This is a genomic window from Aquimarina besae, from assembly GCF_042434905.1.
Lineage (GTDB): Bacteria > Bacteroidota > Bacteroidia > Flavobacteriales > Flavobacteriaceae > Aquimarina.
Genome location: NZ_CP170199.1, coordinates 4,877,357 through 4,895,404 on the forward strand (window position 1 = coordinate 4,877,357; position 18,048 = coordinate 4,895,404).

16 protein-coding genes are annotated in these 18,048 nt (G+C 33.5%); 11 read left to right on the forward strand and 5 right to left on the reverse strand.

Annotated features, from left to right (window positions below):
• Positions 1-10: 10 nt before the first annotated feature.
• Positions 11-2,644, reverse strand: coding sequence for a valine--tRNA ligase (locus tag ACE94K_RS21555; protein ID WP_378177489.1), 2,634 nt, complete (start codon positions 2,642-2,644; stop codon positions 11-13).
• 126 nt (positions 2,645-2,770) lie between these two features.
• Between ACE94K_RS21555 and ACE94K_RS21560 the strand changes: the two genes are divergently transcribed.
• On the forward strand, positions 2,771-3,175 hold the full coding sequence (locus tag ACE94K_RS21560) for a DUF1573 domain-containing protein (protein ID WP_378177492.1): 405 nt from the start codon (positions 2,771-2,773) through the stop codon (positions 3,173-3,175).
• 53 nt (positions 3,176-3,228) lie between these two features.
• Here the strand turns inward: ACE94K_RS21560 and ACE94K_RS21565 are convergent, their stop codons facing one another.
• Positions 3,229-4,608: a PDZ domain-containing protein gene (locus tag ACE94K_RS21565; protein ID WP_378177495.1), complete on the reverse strand. Its 1,380-nt coding sequence runs from the start codon at positions 4,606-4,608 to the stop codon at positions 3,229-3,231.
• A gap of 106 nt (positions 4,609-4,714) precedes the next feature.
• Here ACE94K_RS21565 and ACE94K_RS21570 point away from each other — a divergent pair, with 106 nt between their 5' ends.
• The 4 genes from ACE94K_RS21570 (at position 4,715) to ACE94K_RS21585 (ending at position 7,942) form a co-directional block, all read left to right on the forward strand.
• Positions 4,715-5,944, forward strand: coding sequence for a pyridoxal phosphate-dependent aminotransferase (locus tag ACE94K_RS21570; protein ID WP_378177498.1), 1,230 nt, complete (start codon positions 4,715-4,717; stop codon positions 5,942-5,944).
• A gap of 71 nt (positions 5,945-6,015) precedes the next feature.
• Positions 6,016-7,029 (forward strand): UDP-N-acetylmuramate dehydrogenase, encoded by a 1,014-nt coding sequence (gene murB / locus ACE94K_RS21575; protein ID WP_378177501.1) that lies wholly within the window; start codon positions 6,016-6,018, stop codon positions 7,027-7,029.
• A 101-nt stretch (positions 7,030-7,130) separates the two neighbouring features.
• On the forward strand, positions 7,131-7,337 hold the full coding sequence (locus ACE94K_RS21580; RefSeq protein WP_378177504.1) for a membrane or secreted protein: 207 nt from the start codon (positions 7,131-7,133) through the stop codon (positions 7,335-7,337).
• Positions 7,338-7,363: 26 nt separating this feature from the next.
• Entirely contained in the window at positions 7,364-7,942 is a 579-nt protein-coding gene (locus tag ACE94K_RS21585) for an RNA polymerase sigma factor (RefSeq protein WP_378184344.1), read from the forward strand.
• A 51-nt stretch (positions 7,943-7,993) separates the two neighbouring features.
• Here ACE94K_RS21585 and ACE94K_RS21590 read toward each other — a convergent pair whose 3' ends face one another.
• The gene (locus tag ACE94K_RS21590; protein WP_378177507.1) at positions 7,994-8,227 is read right to left on the reverse strand and encodes a hypothetical protein; all 234 of its coding nucleotides are present in this window, start codon (positions 8,225-8,227) and stop codon (positions 7,994-7,996) included.
• 550 nt (positions 8,228-8,777) lie between these two features.
• Between ACE94K_RS21590 and lipA the strand changes: the two genes are divergently transcribed.
• From lipA to ACE94K_RS21605, 3 genes are read left to right on the forward strand one after another with little or no spacing between them, the layout of a single operon-like run.
• Entirely contained in the window at positions 8,778-9,650 is an 873-nt protein-coding gene (gene lipA / locus ACE94K_RS21595) for a lipoyl synthase (RefSeq protein WP_378177510.1), read from the forward strand.
• Between the two features lie 19 nt (positions 9,651-9,669).
• Complete coding sequence (gene gap, locus ACE94K_RS21600; protein WP_378177513.1) at positions 9,670-10,674, forward strand: type I glyceraldehyde-3-phosphate dehydrogenase; 1,005 nt, start codon at positions 9,670-9,672, stop codon at positions 10,672-10,674.
• A 29-nt stretch (positions 10,675-10,703) separates the two neighbouring features.
• Complete coding sequence (locus ACE94K_RS21605) at positions 10,704-12,926, forward strand: response regulator (protein ID WP_378177516.1); 2,223 nt, start codon at positions 10,704-10,706, stop codon at positions 12,924-12,926.
• A gap of 101 nt (positions 12,927-13,027) precedes the next feature.
• On the opposite strand, the gene lpxK is transcribed toward ACE94K_RS21605, so the two are convergent.
• Positions 13,028-14,035: a tetraacyldisaccharide 4'-kinase gene (gene lpxK / locus ACE94K_RS21610; RefSeq protein WP_378177519.1), complete on the reverse strand. Its 1,008-nt coding sequence runs from the start codon at positions 14,033-14,035 to the stop codon at positions 13,028-13,030.
• A 197-nt stretch (positions 14,036-14,232) separates the two neighbouring features.
• On the opposite strand from lpxK, the gene ACE94K_RS21615 reads away from it, so the two are divergent.
• The 3 genes from ACE94K_RS21615 to ACE94K_RS21625 all read left to right on the forward strand — a co-directional run bounded on the left by ACE94K_RS21615 (position 14,233) and on the right by ACE94K_RS21625 (position 17,432).
• The gene (locus tag ACE94K_RS21615; protein ID WP_378177522.1) at positions 14,233-15,327 is read left to right on the forward strand and encodes a Nif3-like dinuclear metal center hexameric protein; all 1,095 of its coding nucleotides are present in this window, start codon (positions 14,233-14,235) and stop codon (positions 15,325-15,327) included.
• A gap of 3 nt (positions 15,328-15,330) precedes the next feature.
• Positions 15,331-16,110 (forward strand): zinc ribbon domain-containing protein, encoded by a 780-nt coding sequence (locus tag ACE94K_RS21620; RefSeq protein ID WP_378177525.1) that lies wholly within the window; start codon positions 15,331-15,333, stop codon positions 16,108-16,110.
• Positions 16,111-16,178: 68 nt separating this feature from the next.
• On the forward strand, positions 16,179-17,432 hold the full coding sequence (locus tag ACE94K_RS21625) for a glycosyltransferase (RefSeq protein ID WP_378177528.1): 1,254 nt from the start codon (positions 16,179-16,181) through the stop codon (positions 17,430-17,432).
• Here ACE94K_RS21625 and ACE94K_RS21630 read toward each other — a convergent pair.
• Positions 17,413-17,982 carry a hypothetical protein gene (locus ACE94K_RS21630; RefSeq protein ID WP_378177531.1) on the reverse strand — a complete coding sequence of 190 codons (570 nt, stop codon included), beginning with the start codon at positions 17,980-17,982 and terminating at the stop codon, positions 17,413-17,415. The genes ACE94K_RS21625 and ACE94K_RS21630 overlap by 20 nt on opposite strands.
• Between the last annotated feature and the right edge of the window lie 66 nt (positions 17,983-18,048).

Sequence of the window (18,048 nt, forward strand, 5' to 3'; positions counted from 1 at the left end):
ATAATATCAATTATTGTAAACTAGATAAACTAGATTTCAGCGTAGCTATTTTTGCCTCTGCATCTGCTTCTTTCTTTCTTTCATTAGCGATCACCTGTTCTGGTGCATTATTAACGAATCGCTCATTTTGAAGTTTTTTCTGTACTGATTTTAAAAAGCCTTGAGTGTAAGTTAACTCCTCAGTAAGTTTTTTAATCTCATCTTCTACATTAACAGCTCCTGAAATGGGAATGAAATACTCATTAGATTTTACCCTAAAAGAAAGTGCTCCATCTACTTTTTCAGTAACATACTCTAAAGAAGATATATTACCTAATTTAGAAATCACCGTATCAAAAGTAGCAGCTACATTTTCATTATTTACAATAGATAACCCTATAGTATCTTTAAAGGATATATTCTTTTCTTTTCGAATAGTTCTAATTCCTGAAATAACATCTGCAGCAACCTCGAACTCTTTAATTAAACTTTCATCAACAGAAACAACTTTTGGCCAACTTGATATTATCAAAGCCTCTTCAGGAGTACGGTCTGCAATTTGTTGCCATATTTCTTCAGAAATAAAAGGCACAAAAGGATGAGAAATTCTCAGATTATCCTCAAATATCTCAATAATCTCTTGATATGTTTTAGCATCTATTGGAGTTTGATACGCCGGTTTGATCATTTCTAATAACCAGCTACTAAAATCGTCTCGAATTAATTTATACGTTATCATTAAGGCATCACTCATCCTATATTTGCTGTAAGCATCTTCTAATTCTACCAATGCTTTTTGAAACTTAGATCGATACCAAGCTATCGCTACTCTGGATGCTTCTGGTTGATCAATCGTAGCATCTACTTCCCATCCGCTTATAAGATTAAAGGCACTATGTATTTTATTTACAAAAGACTTTCTCCCTTGATCACATAAATCTTCATCAAACATCAAATCATTTCCGGCAGGTGCACTCAACAATAACCCGACGCGCACTCCGTCTGCTCCGTATTTTTCTATCAATTTTAATGCATCCGGAGAGTTCCCTAATTGTTTAGACATTTTACGTCTCTGTTTATCTCTAACAATTCCTGTAAAATAAACATTAGAAAAAGGTTTCTCATCTCTATAATGATATCCAGCCACAATCATTCTGGCCACCCAAAAGAAAATAATATCAGGACCTGTTACCAGATCATTGGTAGGATAATAATAATTGATTTCTTTATTGTCCGGTTCTAAAATACCATTAAATACACTCATTGGCCATAGCCATGAAGAAAACCAAGTATCAAGAGCATCCGGATCTTGTTTCAGATCAGCATCTGAAAGATTATCATTGCCCGTTTTCTCTATTGCTAATACCAGTGCTTTTTCTCTACTTTCTGCCACCACAAAATCTTCTTTACCATCACCATAGAAGTAGGCCGGTATTTGATGTCCCCACCATAGCTGTCGTGAGATATTCCAATCTCTAACATTTTCCATCCAGTGACGGTAGGTGTTGATAAATTTCTCTGGAACCAGATTTACGTCTTTTTGCAACACGGCATCTAATGCAGGTTTAGCTAAATCTTCCATTTTTAAAAACCATTGATCACTTAACTTTGGCTCTATAACAGCTTTAGTCCGTTCACTAGTTCCCACTTTATTAAGATGCGTTTCTGTTTTCTCCAGAACCCCTAAACTCTTAAGTTCTTTTACGATCTCTTTTCTAACTACGAAACGATCTTTTCCTTCGTAATGTAATCCAAAAGAATTAAGTGTTGCATCATCATTGAAAATATCAATTACTTCTAACTGATGCTTATCTCCTAAAATCTTATCGTTCTGATCGTGAGCAGGTGTTACTTTTAGACACCCTGTACCAAATTCCATATCTACATATTCATCTTCTATAATCGGAATAATTCTATTAGCAATAGGCACAACTGCTTTTTTACCTTTCAATTGTGTAAAACGTTCATCATTAGGATTAATACAAATAGCGGTATCCCCTATGATTGTTTCCGGACGTGTTGTTGCAACAGTTAATGTATCATCACTTCCTTCGATCTTATATTTTAAATAATAAAGATTTCCTTGCTTTTCTTCATAAATCACCTCTTCATCAGACAAAGTCGTTTTTGCTTCAGGATCCCAATTAACCATTCTATATCCCCTATAAATAAGGCCTTTATTATATAAATCAACAAATACTTTGATCACGGATGCAGACAAGTTGTCATCCATTGTAAAAGCAGTACGATCCCAATCACAAGAAGCTCCTAATTTTTTAAGTTGTTCCAGGATAATGCCACCGTGCTTATGGGTCCACTCCCAAACATGCTCTAAAAATTCCTCGCGGGTAAGATCATTTTTATCTATCCCCTTTTCTTTCAATTTTGCTACCACTTTAGCCTCGGTTGCAATTGATGCGTGATCAGTTCCAGGTACCCAACAAGCATTGTACCCTTTAAGACGCGCTCTTCTGATCAATACGTCTTGTATAGTATTGTTAAGCATATGTCCCATATGTAAGACCCCTGTAACATTTGGAGGAGGAATTACTATAGTGTATGCCTCTCTTTCATCAACTTCAGAATGGAAATAATTATTTTCCATCCAGTAGCTATACCACTTATCTTCTATTGATTTTGCATCATATTTTCCTGCTAAAGCCATAGTTTGGTCTGATTTTTGGAATTTAGAGTGCAAAAGTAATTATTATATACGACAACGTGAAAGTCTTTTGCAATTTTGAAGTTGGATAAAAAGTAACTACTTTTACACATTATAAAAACCTACGTTATGAGAAATGTAATGATGATTTTATTTATTGGTTTTCTGGGAATTACCCTAAACGCTCAGGATGCTAAAGCGAAAATCGAATTTAAAACAGATGTGATCGATTATGGTGAAATTGCTAAGGGTAGTGATGGTGTTCGCCAATTTGAGTTCACAAACACAGGAGATGCTCCATTGATCATTTCCAGGGTATATTCTAGTTGTGGATGTACCATACCGAAAAAACCTGAAGATCCAATTGCTCCAGGAGCAACCGGGATTATTGAGGTTAAATACGATACAAAAAGAGTTGGACCTATTCGTAAAACAATCACTGTATATTCTAATGCTGAGGAATCAACTAAAGCAATAAAAATTAAGGGTACGGTGTTGGACAACACAAAAAGCGTATTAGAAAAGAAGAACTAAAAAATATTTGAAGCATACCAAAAGAGCCTTTACAGATGTACGTAAAGGCTTTTTTATATCACTTTTCTAAGGTAGAATGTAAATTTCATTTCTACTCCTAGACGTTCCACTTTTACGGTGATTTTCTTTCCTTCTTCAGAATAAAATAAATCATTCAAATCAGAAAGTTTATAAAGATGAGACTTTCTCCCATTAACCTCCAAGACTTTATCTCCTTTTAGCAGACCGGCTTTTGCTGCTGGAGATTCCGGTCTTACTTCTGTTATTTTGTATTCTGGTTGTAAAGTATATATAAAAGTACTGGCATTAGCCTTAAAAACATTAATTGAGATTTTACCTTTATCCTTGGTTACAAAATCTAATGAAGGCCTCGAAGCCCCTCGATGAAAATTATAGTCTTTTGCCACTCTTACTCCACTGTGCTGAATTGTAAGACCACTCATATTATAATGAAATGGTTTATTAAAGAAACTGTTTTTTTTAAACGTTATTTTTTGATTAGGATAATCTATTATTAAGTTAAATCTTTTTAACACACTACCTCCAATAGATCCCTGACGATTTTGCAAAGAAATACCCTGTATATAGAGAGAGTCTGGAAAAGATGCTGTGACTTCTCGCACTTTATACGCTCCAATATGCAAACCTTTGACCTTTGTTTTTTTCCCGTAGATATCACCGTTAAATCCTTTTCCCAAAAAATCTTCAAACGAATCTTTTGGAACTGTAAGATTTATCTCAGGGTTTTTAAATAACCAGAGAGCCGAACTAGACCCCGAATCCAGCAAAAGATTTACATCGATCAGCCCTGTATCTGCTTCATACTTCGCCTTAATCAACGGTCTTCGTCTACCATTACTTAAATCTAAATCTGTTTTATAACACTTTTTACATTTCTTATACTTATACAAAGAAGGGTTATAAATTTTTACAACTTCTTTGGTGTAATTAATGTTTAAAATGAATTCTTTAAAAAAATCATAACCTATAATTCCGTGAACCGGAAATCCCATCATGGGTGAGAAGTTCATTGACTCATCAAAAATCATATAAATAGTATGATTATTACTGTAGGCATTGCCAATTTTTAACAAATTTCCGGTAGACTTTATAGCTTCTGCAGGTGCTTCATTACCCAAACCTCTCAAGTAAATTTTTGAAGCATTTTTTAATTCTAAAGACTCGCGTTTGTCGATACTAAAAAGAATGGTAGAACCCACTCCTGTATCCAATATGAAAGATAATTGAACTCCGTTAAGCTCAACTGGAATAATGATAAGATTATTCGCTAATTCAAAATTAATTTTGTCACTACGTATACCATCAGGCAATTTAAAACCTTCTTGAGCACTACCAGTAAAAGAAATAATAAAAAATAGAATTAGGGCTTTCTCTTTAAGAAAATGATAAAAATCCAGGTACAAAATCTCCATTCCTCTAAATATAGAAAAATACTAGAAAATTCATGATAATAATTAACTTAAATCGTAAATAATTTAAGAAATTTACCGCTATTTTACTTAATAAAATGAAAAAAGAATGCCTGTAATATCAAGTAAAGGTAAGGCAATGCCCGAATCACCGATTCGCAAATTAGCTCCTTTTGCAGAAAAAGCTGTAAAAGATGGGAAACGCATATTTCATCTTAATATTGGCCAACCTGATATAAAGACACCTATAGAGGCTCTTGATGCCGTAAGAAATCATAAACTAGATGTTCTTGCCTACAGTCATTCTGCCGGTTTTGAAAGTTTTAGAAAAAAATTAGCCGGGTACTATGCAAAACACGACATTACAATTTCTTCTGATGATATATTAGTTACAACAGGAGGAAGTGAAGCATTAATTTTCACTATGGGTAGCATTACAGACCCGGGAGATGAAATCATCGTACCAGAACCATTTTATGCTAATTATTATAGTTTTTCTACGCAGTCAACAGTGACGGTTGTTCCTGTTATTTCTAAAATTGAAAACGGATTTGCATTACCATCAATTAAGGAATTTGAAAAGCTCATTACAAAAAAAACAAAAGCCATTCTGATATGTAACCCGGGTAATCCAACGGGATATTTGTATAGTAAAGAAGAAATACAACAACTTGCAGAATTGGCTATAAAATACGATTTGTTCCTCATATCAGACGAGGTTTACAGAGAATTTGTATACGGAGACTCTGAGCACTATTCTATTTTACAAGAAAAGGATTTAGATGATCACGCGATAGTGGTAGATTCTGTTTCTAAGCGCTATAGTATGTGTGGTGCAAGAATTGGCTGTATTGTAAGTAAAAACAAAAGTGTTATGGAAACCGCTATGAAGTTTGCACAAGCCAGACTAAGTCCGCCGACATTTGCACAGATTGCCAGTGAAGCTGCTTTAGAAGCTCCCGAATCTTATTACAAGGAGACGGTTGCAAAATATAAGGCAAGAAGAGATACCCTTGTTGAAGGATTAAGGGAAATTCCGGGTGTAAAAGTAGCGACACCAAACGGTGCTTTTTACTGTATTGCAGAATTACCAATAAATAATGCCGAGCATTTTGCAAAATGGCTTTTAGACGAATTTCACCTAAATAACGAAACCGTTATGGTTGCACCAGCTGCAGGATTTTACTCTAGTCCTAATGAAGGTTTAAATCAGGTTAGAATAGCCTATGTACTAAACAGAAGAGACCTAAAAAAAGCGATCAATATTCTCAAGTTAGCTTTAGAAAAGTACACCGATCAAGAAACTTTTGTGGTTTCAGAAGAAAATATTAGTTTGTGACACCAGAAATAACCATATCTTTCTGGCATTAAACCAAAGGGTCATAACAGCCTGATATAAACTGTACTTTTTTGAAAATAGAATATAATAAATCTCTAAAGGAACATAATACATTTGGCATAAATGTAAAAGCATCAGAGTTTATAAAAATTAATACTGAAAAAGAGCTAACAGAAGCCTTATCCTTACACAAAGGGAAAAACCTTTTTATTCTGAGTGGCGGTAGCAACATGCTACTTACCAAAGACATAAAAGCAATAGTCTTACACATAGCCATCAAAGGAATCACCACTGAAGAGCAATCAGATGATTCCATACTTGTCTCCGCTAATGCTGGAGAAAACTGGCACGGATTTGTACAATTTTGTATTGAAAATAACTATGGAGGACTAGAAAACCTTTCTCTAATTCCTGGATATGTAGGCAGTGCTCCAATTCAAAACATTGGCGCTTATGGTGTTGAGCTTAAAGACACCTTCGTCCGCTGTGAAGCAATTCATACGCAAACCGGAGAAAAAAAAGTGTTCTCAAAAGAAGATTGCAATTTTGGATATAGAAACTCAGTTTTTAAAAACGAGTTGAAAGGAAAATACATAATCTCCAAAGTAACTTTTAGACTATCTACTGCCAATCATGTTTTGAACACAAGTTACGGAGCCATAGAAAATGCTTTAAAAGAGAAAAACATTACACATCCTACAATCGTCGATGTTGCTAAGGCAGTTATTGCTATCCGGAGAAGTAAATTGCCGGATCCTAACGAAATTGGTAATAGTGGAAGTTTTTTTAAAAACCCCGTAATCTCTTATGAAAACTTTGTCAAATTACAAAAGGTACATCCCGATATTCCGTTTTATAAAGTAGATGAAGAAAACATTAAAGTTCCGGCAGGATGGCTGATTGAACAAAGTGGCTTTAAAGGAAAACGCTGGGGTGACGCTGGTGTACATACAAAACAGGCTTTAGTATTAGTAAATTATGATAATGCTACAGGGCAGGAAATATTAGAGCTTTCAAAAAAAATACAACAAACGATAAAAGAGAAATTTAATATTTCTTTAGAAACTGAAGTCAATATTATTTAGCAAATTCATTTTTTTGGTTTGTATTTATCTAATTTTCTACAAATCATAATTGCAGCTATTTTTATTTGTATCTTTGCATACTAATTTTGTTAGTATAAAACATGAAACTTTTATTACTTACTGTCGGTTTATTATTAGTAGCATTTGCAGGAATTGCAATTAAACTATGGGCAAAAAAAGATGGAAAATTCGCAGGAACCTGCGCCAGCCAAAGCCCATTTCTTAACAAAGAAGGAGAATCTTGCTCTCTTTGCGGTAAGACTCCTGATCAATATGCAAACTGCAACGAAACGGAGCACTCCAAATAATTGGAAAAAGATTCGCATTCAAACGTATTTCATTGGAAAAAGAGCTCTTAACCCTTTCAGAACATATCAAAAAAGCCAAAAAAGGTAAACAAGCATCTTTTAATTATCTCCTAGATACTTTTTGGAATGACGTTTTTAATTTTCAGCTTAAGAGAACGCAAAATGAATATGAGGCTGAAGATATATCTATACAAAGTTTTTCCAGAGCATTTGATAAAATAGACACGTTTAAAGAAGAATATAACTTTAAAACCTGGTTGATTCAGATTTCTAAAAATATTCACATCGATTTGCTACGAAAGAAAAACGCCTCTATCCGTTCAAAAACAACAATAGAAGTAGATGATGTAGTATATAAAATTATAGATGATGCACCTACGCCAGAAGATAAGCTAATTACCGAGCAAAATCTTGCTCAATTACTTAGATATATCAAACAACTTAAACCTCATTATCAAGAAGTTATAAACCTACGATATTTTCAAGAATTGAGTTATAAAGAAATTTCTGAGGTACTTGATGAACCTATGAATAATGTTAAGGTAAAACTACTTAGAGCCCGAAAACTTTTAGCAGAAATTATTAATAACAAAAAAGAGAATTAATGAGATTAAAATCTCATTAATTCTCTTATATACTCACTATAGCTAATCCTATTATCTAAGACTAAAAGTAGCTATTCTTTTTAGGACATCATGTAAAGGATTGATCCATTTATCATTGATTTTCTTATCATATTTGATAAATTTTTGCACTAATCCTTTTGGTGCAGAGATTTCTTTTTCAATACCGGTAATATTAATAAACTTCTGATTACTAATTAACCATTTCTCTACTCGTTTCCTGTTTTTCTGTAACTGTTTCTGTTGTTCTAAATCTTCTTTTGACATTGTGTTTGGTTTTTTAACTTTTTTTTAATGAATAAAAAATGGGGTTAAGCTAATTTTAACCATGATTTTAAGAGCTTGTGCTTAAAATTATGTATTTCAAAAATATAAAAAGAAAATTAATTAAATAGAAAAAACGTAAAAAAAATACGGTAAAACCGTATTTTTTATTTTGTAAATCTTAAGAAAATATCCCCACCAAACATTAATTTAGATATCAAAATTTAGGTTAAAACACTGATAACCAAAACTAAAGAATAATTATTGCAGAATAAAATTTCGACACCTCTACATGATAATTTTACTCTAAAAAGTGGTCTAAAAATTCCCTTTTAAACACGTTTTTTGTAATTCTTGAACTTAAATTTGTTAGAAACACAAAAATTTAGATAACTACTCAAACTAAAAATTTGTAATGATCTGTATGGAAACTAACATTAATTTTTAAACAAGAAATTCTAAAAACCCGATAAGCGGAGAAACACTTAAGAAATCCTAAAACTATATTCTAATCTCAGCTTTCTTCGTATTTTTGCCTAAAATAATGCTAAGTATGAATAATGATGTTACTACGGTAGCTCCTCCAAAGGGAAAACCAAAATGGTTGCGTGTAAAACTACCTACCGGAAAGAAATATACAGAACTCCGAGGCTTGGTAGACAAATACAATCTCCATACCATCTGCACTTCGGGCAGCTGTCCTAATATGGGTGAGTGTTGGAGTGAAGGCACAGCTACTTTTATGATTTTAGGTAATATCTGTACAAGATCTTGTGGTTTCTGCGGTGTTAAAACCGGAAGACCCGAAACTGTCGATTGGGAAGAGCCAGAGAAAGTTGCTCGTTCCATCAAACTTATGAATATAAAACATGCAGTGATTACTTCTGTTGATAGAGATGATTTAGCTGATGGTGGCTCCATTATTTGGGCAGAAACTATACAGGCAATTAGAAGAATGAATCCTGAGACTACCTTAGAAACCTTGATACCTGATTTTCAAGGAAAAACTAAAAATATTGACAGGATTGTTGCCGTGAAACCTGAAGTAGTTTCGCATAATATGGAAACTGTTAAAAGGCTAACCCGAGAAGTCCGTATACAAGCAAAATATGAACAAAGTCTTGAAGTTTTGAAATATCTAAAGGATGAAGGTATTAATCGAACAAAGAGCGGAATTATGTTGGGTCTTGGTGAAACAGAAGAAGAAGTAATACAGGTATTGAAAGATCTAAGAGCGGTAAATTTAGATATCGTCACCATCGGTCAATATTTACAACCTAGTAAGAAACATCTGCCCGTAAAACAATTTATTACTCCTGATCAATTCAAAAAATATGAAGAAATTGGTTTGGAAATGGGGTTTAGACACGTAGAAAGCGGTGCGCTTGTACGTTCTTCTTATAAAGCTCAGAAACACCTGACCTAATTTTATAAGTAAGTACGTAATGAATACACCTATAAGAGTAGCTATCAATGGATTCGGAAGAATCGGTCGTAATCTATTGAGAATCTTAATTGATAATTCTAATATCGAAGTAGTAGCCATCAATGATTTAGCAGATGCAAAAACCTTAAGCCATCTTCTTAAATATGATAGCATACATGGAGTATCTACTCACAATATATCATATGCAGATAAACAGATTATTGTTGGTAAGAAAGTGATTCCTTTATTAAACAGTATTAATCCGATCGATTGTGATTGGAAACAATACAACGTTGATATTGTAGTGGAAGCTACAGGAAAATTTAAAACCAAAGAAGCTGCCCAAGAACATATTACGGCTGGTGCTAAAAAAGTAATTCTTTCTGCTCCTCCTCTTGACGATTACATAAAAACGATAGTTTTAGGAGTAAACGAACACATTCTCGAAGGTGAAGAAACCATTATATCTAATGCCTCCTGTACCACCAACAATGCCGCCCCGATGATTAAAGTAATTGATGAACTTTGCGGCATAGAACAGGCTTACATAACCACCATTCATAGCTATACTACGGATCAAAGTTTACACGACCAACCTCATCGCGATTTAAGAAGAGCAAGAGCAGCAAGCCAATCAATTGTTCCAACTACCACAGGTGCTGCAAAGGCTTTAACTAAAATTTTTCCTGAGCTCAGTAATGTGATAGGAGGATGCGGTATTAGGGTTCCGGTTCCGGATGGATCTTTAACTGATATCACATTTAATGTTAAAAAAGAAACTTCGATAGAAGCAATTAACAATGCTTTTAAAAATGCATCAGAAACCAATCTAAAGGGCATATTAGCATATACAGAGGACCCAATCGTATCCGTGGATATCATTGGAAATCCACACTCTTGTGTATTTGATTCATTGATGACCTCAGTTATTGGAAAAATGGTAAAAATCATTGGCTGGTATGATAATGAAATTGGATATAGCAACAGAATAATGGATTTAATTATCAACATTTCTAATAAATAACTATATTAGTTGAGTTATTTCGAGGAAAAATGCCAACCCAAATCAAATATTTTATACTAGCAACCTTAATTCACTTTAGTTTTTTGGTTTCTTCACAAACTGAGGAAATCCAGGAAAATATTGGAGTTAAGGACTCTATTGAAAATTACCTTTCTAAAGCATCGGATGCCATTAACACGGCTCAATTGGCTACTGCTTTAGAAAATATAACATTAGCAAAAGAGCTAGCGGTAGAAAACCAAAACAAAACATATAGAGCTAAAACCAATCGGGTTTTAGCAGAATTATACCTAGAACTTGGCGATCTCCAAAGTGCAAAAGAACAAATTGAAAATGCTATAAAAATACAAACTGAAGAAAATGATGAAATTGCATTAGCCAGTTCTTATAGTGTTTTTGGATCTCTCAATACCAAACTAAAAGATTTTGATAAGGCTAAAAAAAATCTTGAACTAGCCTATTCTTATATTGAAAAAAATAATCTAGAAAAACTAGAAGGTCCGGTAAAAATTAATGTCGGATTATTGGCTTTAGAAATGAATCAGCCTGAAGTTGCTATAAAACATTTTAATAGCGCACTTCCGAAAATTGAGGCCCTCAATCAATCTTATTATAAAGCAAAATTATACACTAATAAAGCAAGTGCTCAAATGGCTTTGGGATTATTAGATGAAGCAATTGCGACAAATGATTTAGCTATGCAGATAGGTTCAGAAATGAAATATCTCGAAATACAATCCGAAAGCTTTGAACTGTATAGCCAGATTTACGAAAAGAAAGAAGAGTATAATACATCACTGGATAATTTAAAATCTTATCAACAGTTTAAAGATTCTCTATTCAATATTAATAAAGAAATCATTGCACAAGAAGCAAGAGCAAAATTAAATTTGGGAGATGAAAAGGTGAAAATAGAGGAGTTAACAGAAGAAAACAAACAACAACAGAAATCTTTAAAATTAGGCCGCCTAACTACAATTTTAAGTATTGCACTGATTACGATCCTTTCGCTTCTTACATTATCACTTTATAAAAATAACAACCTAAGGGCAAGGGCTAATGAGTTACTGCAAAATAAAAACACTGAGCTCATTCTAGCAAAGGAGAATGCAGAACGAGCCAGCGAAGCTAAAGTGCAATTCTTGTCTACTATAACTCACGAACTAAGAACTCCGCTGTACGCAGTTACAGGATTGACTCATTTACTTTTAGAAGAAAGTCCCACTCCCAATCAAAAAGAGCATCTTAATTCGTTGAAATTCTCAGGAGAATACCTTCTTTCTTTAATTAATAATATTTTAGATTTAAATAAACTGGAAGCTAACAAGGTGGAAATAGAAAACACCTCTTTTAATTTACAAAAGAGGATCAACGACGTATTAATTGCTTTAGGAAAATCTGCTAAGGATAGAAATAACAAACTGCATTATGAATTTGATAAATCCATCCCTACCAAACTCAAAGGCGATCCGCTAAAAATATCCCAGATCCTTATTAACTTGATAGGTAACTCGATTAAGTTTACACAAAATGGTGATATCTGGATCAAAGTAAAGATGATTAATCGCATCGAAAATAAGGTTTTTCTCAACTTCGAAATAAAAGATAATGGAGTTGGAATATCTGACAAAAAACAACAAAGCATTTTTGAGAACTTTACACAAGGATCTGTTCAAATCAACCGTAAGTTTGGTGGTACCGGTTTAGGATTATCTATCGTTAAAAATTTACTTTCATTAATGGATAGTGAAATTAAATTAGAAAGTGAGCTTGGACAAGGATCCAGATTTTATTTTGATCTAAAATTTGAAGTATTCGAAGATGTGGTTTCTAATTATCAGGAAGAAGCTAAGAAAATAGATTATGGTGTAATGGTGGATAAAAGAGTTCTGGTGGTTGAAGACAATAAAATTAATCAACTCATCACCAGAAAGATTTTAGAGAAGAACAAAATGATTTGCGATGTTGCTGATAATGGAGATATTGCTGTTAATAAAGCAAAAAACAATGAGTTTGATTTGATTCTCATGGATATTCATATGCCTGGAATCAGCGGAATCGAGGCTACCAAATTGATTAGAGAATTTGATACTGAAATTCCGATCGTAGCATTAACCGCTGTAACCTTAGATGATAATTTAGACGAATTTTACAACAATGGTTTTAACGATATCATCCCCAAACCCTATAAAACGGAAGAGTTTTTTACCAAGCTACATAAAGCCTTATCAAAAAAACAGACCACTTCTTAATAGTTTGGCACATCTATTGATCCGTATCTAATTCAGCACAGAAAATCATTTTTCTTTGTTTGAGTTAGCCAAAATATATAAATGAGACCTTAAATAAGGTCTCATTTTTTTATAAAGTTTAGAATTTTATTATCAAAAACTTCTGCATCTGCAATAAATTTCATCTCGATTGGCTGATACCACAGTACTTCTTCAGAAAAATAGGAAACTAACCTTACATAATCTTTTTCTGTGGTGAGTATACAATTCTGTTTTTGCAACTGTTCAATTTCAGTATTTGTAAAATTATGATGATCGGGATAGTTAATATGGATAAAATCGAGTTTCAGAGAGCGATAATAATCAAGTAAGGGTTGTGGATTTGCTATTCCTGTAACCAATGTAAACGAAGTATTTTTCAGTGATTCCACCGATCTTTTTCCAGACATACTTATAATATCGCCACCGTAATCAATGGTAGCAAATAATATTGTTTGAGTCGGCTTTATCTTTAACTTCTTTGTTATTGTTTTTTGAGCGCTAACTCCCAAATCATTTGGGCATTTAGTAACTACAATAATATCAGCTCTATCAGCACCCTTTCTAGGCTCTCTTAAATTCCCGGTGGGCAATACTATATCATCACAATACAAATCGTAATAAGCAGTCAGAAGAATATATAAACCTGCTTTTATTTTACGATGTTGATAAGCGTCATCTAGTAGAATAATTTCTGGTTTAGGGTTCAGTTGTGTCAAATTTGATATTCCATTGCGCCTATCTGCATCAACAGCCACAGTAATATTGGTAAATTTAGTTTTAAACTGTAATGGCTCATCTCCTACTTCTCTGGCGGTAGAACTAATTTCTACTAACTGAAACCCTTTAGTATCTCTTTTATATCCTCTACTTAAGGTTGCTAATTTTGCTCTATCTTTTAATAAACGAATAAGATATTCTACCATTGGCGATTTCCCTGTACCTCCAACACTTAAATTTCCAACTGCAATCACCGGCAGATCATATGAAACCGATTTTTTGATTCCTAAATCATACAACCTATTGCGCAACCAAGTCACGAGATAGTAAAAAGGAACAATCGGTAAAAGTATTTTTCTTAATAAATCCAAACCAATAAACTTGCAGTTGCTAATCTTCTCAGGCAAATGTATAAAACGAAACGAGCCATCACAAAATTTTAAAACATATTAGGATAAATATTTAGAGAGTTCGATATAGCCTTTCAAATGGATATTATTACCATATGAAATGTTGATTATTGTCAAAAGTTTTTTTTACATTCCATTAATATTTAAAACAGTTACAAATGCAAATTAAAGAGGTCATACAACACCTTGAAACTTTAGCTCCTTTAAATTATGCTGAAGATTTTGACAACGTAGGGTTATTGGTTGGAGATAAAAATACTACTGTTACAGGAATACTGGTCACGTTAGATACTTTAGAAATAATTGTGGATGAAGCAATAGAAACAAACTGTAATCTTATTGTTAGCTTTCATCCGATTGTATTTAAAGGTATTAAAAAGTTTAATGGTAGCAACTATGTAGAACGAGTAGTTATGAAAGCTATAAAGCACGATATTGCTATTTATGCAATCCACACTGCTCTTGATAACTCATTAGAAGGAGTAAACGATATGATATGTAACCAGCTTGAATTGATCAATAGAAAAATTTTAATTCCGCAAAGCGGAACTATAAAAAAACTTGTGACTTTTGTACCTAGTAAGGAAATAGAATATTTGAGATCAAAACTCTTTGAAGCCGGTGCCGGAAGTATTGGTAATTATGATCATTGTAGTTTTTCTTCTGAAGGGACAGGAACCTTTAGAGCTTCAGAAAAAGCAAATCCTTCTATAGGAGAAATTGGCAAAACGCACCGCGAGAATGAAACTCAACTACAAGTTACCTTTCCAAAACATCTTGAAAGTAACATTATATCAGCTTTATTAAGCCATCATTCTTATGAAGAGGTAGCATACGAAATCACAACCCTCGAAAATAAAAATCAGCAGATTGGTATGGGTATGATTGGAGAACTACCTAAAGAAATGGGAGAAGTAGAATTTCTAAAATATCTAAAAGGAGTTTTTAAAACTGACTGTATAAGGCATTCTGCGCTTTTAGGAAAACCTATTAAAAAAGTAGCAGTTTTGGGAGGAAGTGGTAGTTTTGCTATAAGAAATGCGCAAGCTGCCGGAGCAGATATATTTATTACAGCAGATCTGAAATATCATCAGTTTTATGAAGCAGAAAACAAGCTAATTCTAGCAGATATTGGTCATTATGAAAGCGAACAATACACAAAAAACCTAATTGTTAGCTATCTTAGAAAAAAAATCAGTAATTTTGCAATCATTTTATCGGATAAAAATACCAATCCCATTCAATACATATAAAATATGGCAAAGAAAGAAGTTACTGTTGAGCAAAAATTAAGAGCATTATATGATTTGCAATTAATTGACTCTAGAGTTGATGAGATCAGAAATGTACGTGGAGAGCTTCCATTAGAAGTAGAAGATCTTGAAGATGAAGTAGCCGGATTAAACAAAAGATTAGAAAAACTAAATACTGATCTTGAAACTATTGATGAGAGCATTAAGAATAAGAAAAACCTCATCGAAGAAGCTAAATCCCTAATCAAAAAATACGGAGAGCAACAAAAAAATGTGCGTAACAATCGTGAGTACAACTCTCTAAGTAAAGAAATTGAGTTTCAGGAATTAGAAATTCAGTTATCAGAAAAACATATTAAAGAGTTTAAAGCACAGATCGTTCAAAAAAATGAGATCATTGATCAAACAAAAGAACGTCTTGCAGAAAGAAATAAGCACCTTGCACATAAGAAAGGTGAACTTGACGCTATTCTTGCTGAAACTGAAAAAGAAGAACAAGCTTTGATTGCTAAATCCGAAGATTTTCAGAATAATATAGAAGAAAGATTAGTAGCTGCATACAGAAGAATAAGAAAGAATGTAAAAAATGGATTAGCCGTTGTACCTATTGAGCGTGGAGCTTCAGGAGGTTCTTTCTTCACAATTCCGCCACAAGTTCAAATGGAGATTGCTTCTCGTAAAAAAATTATCACTGATGAGCATAGCGGCCGCATCTTAGTTGACGAGATTTTGGCGCAAGAGGAGAAAGAAAAAATGGAAACCATGTTTTCTAAGTTATCATAAAAAACTATTTTTTTAAATAATATTACTGCCTCAGAAATTTCTGAGGCTTTTTTTATTAATATATGACAATGAATAAGATCCTTATTATTGGTAGTGTATGGCCCGAGCCCAATTCCTCCGCTGCAGGAATCAGAATGCTTCAATTAATACAATTATTCTTATCAAACGATTATAAGATCACTTTTGCCAGTACCGCATCAGAAAGTGATCATCGCTATGATATAGAAAGTCTGGGTATTTCCAAAATAACGGTTCAAATTAACCACCCTAGTTTTGATCGTTTTGTACAAGATTTAAAACCAAATATAGTCATATTTGACAGGTTCATGACTGAAGAACAGTTTGGATGGAGAGTTGCAAAACATATTCCACACGCACTCAGAATTTTAAACACAGAAGATCTGCATAGCCTCAGAAGAACCAGACAAGAAACTGTTAAAACAGGTAGAACATTTACGTATTCTACTTATAAGAAAAATGACATCACCAAAAGAGAGGTAGCAAGTATATATCGCTGCGATCTCTCTTTACTGATTTCTGATGCAGAAATCAGTATTTTAACAGATCAATTTAAAATCAACAACGAACTCATATACTACCTGCCGTTTTTGTTAGATCCAATAACAGTAGAGACCAAAACGAACTGGCCTTTATATGATGAAAGAAAACATTTTATTACCATTGGTAATTTTCGCCATGAGCCAAATTGGGACAGCGTACAATATCTTAAAAACATTATCTGGCCTTTAATCAAAAAACAATTGCCAGAAGCTGAGCTTCACGTTTTTGGAGCATATCCACCTCCAAAAGCGAGTCAACTACACAATCCACAGCAAGGTTTTCATATAAAAGGTTGGACAAAAAACGCACAGGGAGTAATGCAACAAGCACGCATATGCCTTGCTCCGTTACGCTTTGGCGCCGGAATCAAAGGCAAATTAGCAGAAGCTATGCTATGCGGCACTCCAAGTATCACTACAACCATCGGAGCAGAAGGAATGCTCGGAGATGACTGTGACTGGAGTGGCTTTGTCAAAGATAAACCAGAAGAATTTGCAAGTGCGGCTGTGAGACTATACCAAAACCAAAACATCTGGTACCAAGCGCAACAAAATGGAATAGAAATCATCAACACTCGTTTTAATAAAGAAAAATTTATCAACCCATTTATTCACTACATTTTACAACTACAAGACAATCTTGAAGAACATCGTACTCAGAATTTCATTGGTTCTTTATTACAACACCACACAATGAAGAGCACAGAATATATGTCGCGATGGATTGAAGCGAAGAATAAAATTAGTGACCCAAATAATTAACGACTAGTTGTTCTACACCAAAAATTAGCATCATTATTCCGATAACAAAACCCATCGTAATAAGCCCACTTGATAACTTATTATTAACCTTATGACCACGAGTCAACTCAGCTGTAAGTGCTTTAATTGACTTTATTACATTTTCCTTATTGTACCACAAAATATAAAACAAAAGTAAAAAGTATATAGAGGCACTTACCAAAGCCCCATAGGTTTCAAAAAAGACAGCATCAAAAACAATAATATTAACCAAAATCGGCATTAATATCGCCACACCAATAAGTTTGGTTTTGTGAAATAAAAGAAGAAAAGCACCAACTAATTGTGAAATTCCTATGACCAAGATATAGGTATAGGAGTATCCCATAAAAGTCCAAGCCAAGTCGAAGCCGCCTACGTCAGACAAAGGAATTTTTGCAATTTCTTCAGGTAACTTTCCTTTTCGGTAAAATTGACCTCCTAATAGTTTACCCGAACCATATATAGATAATAAAATAAAAACGTGCCATCTGGCGGCTAGCTCTAAATAATAAGAAAATTTTGTATTCATCTCACAGATTTTCCTTGTAAGACACTTACAACCACTCTTAGGTTACATATAACCGAATAAAAGTAT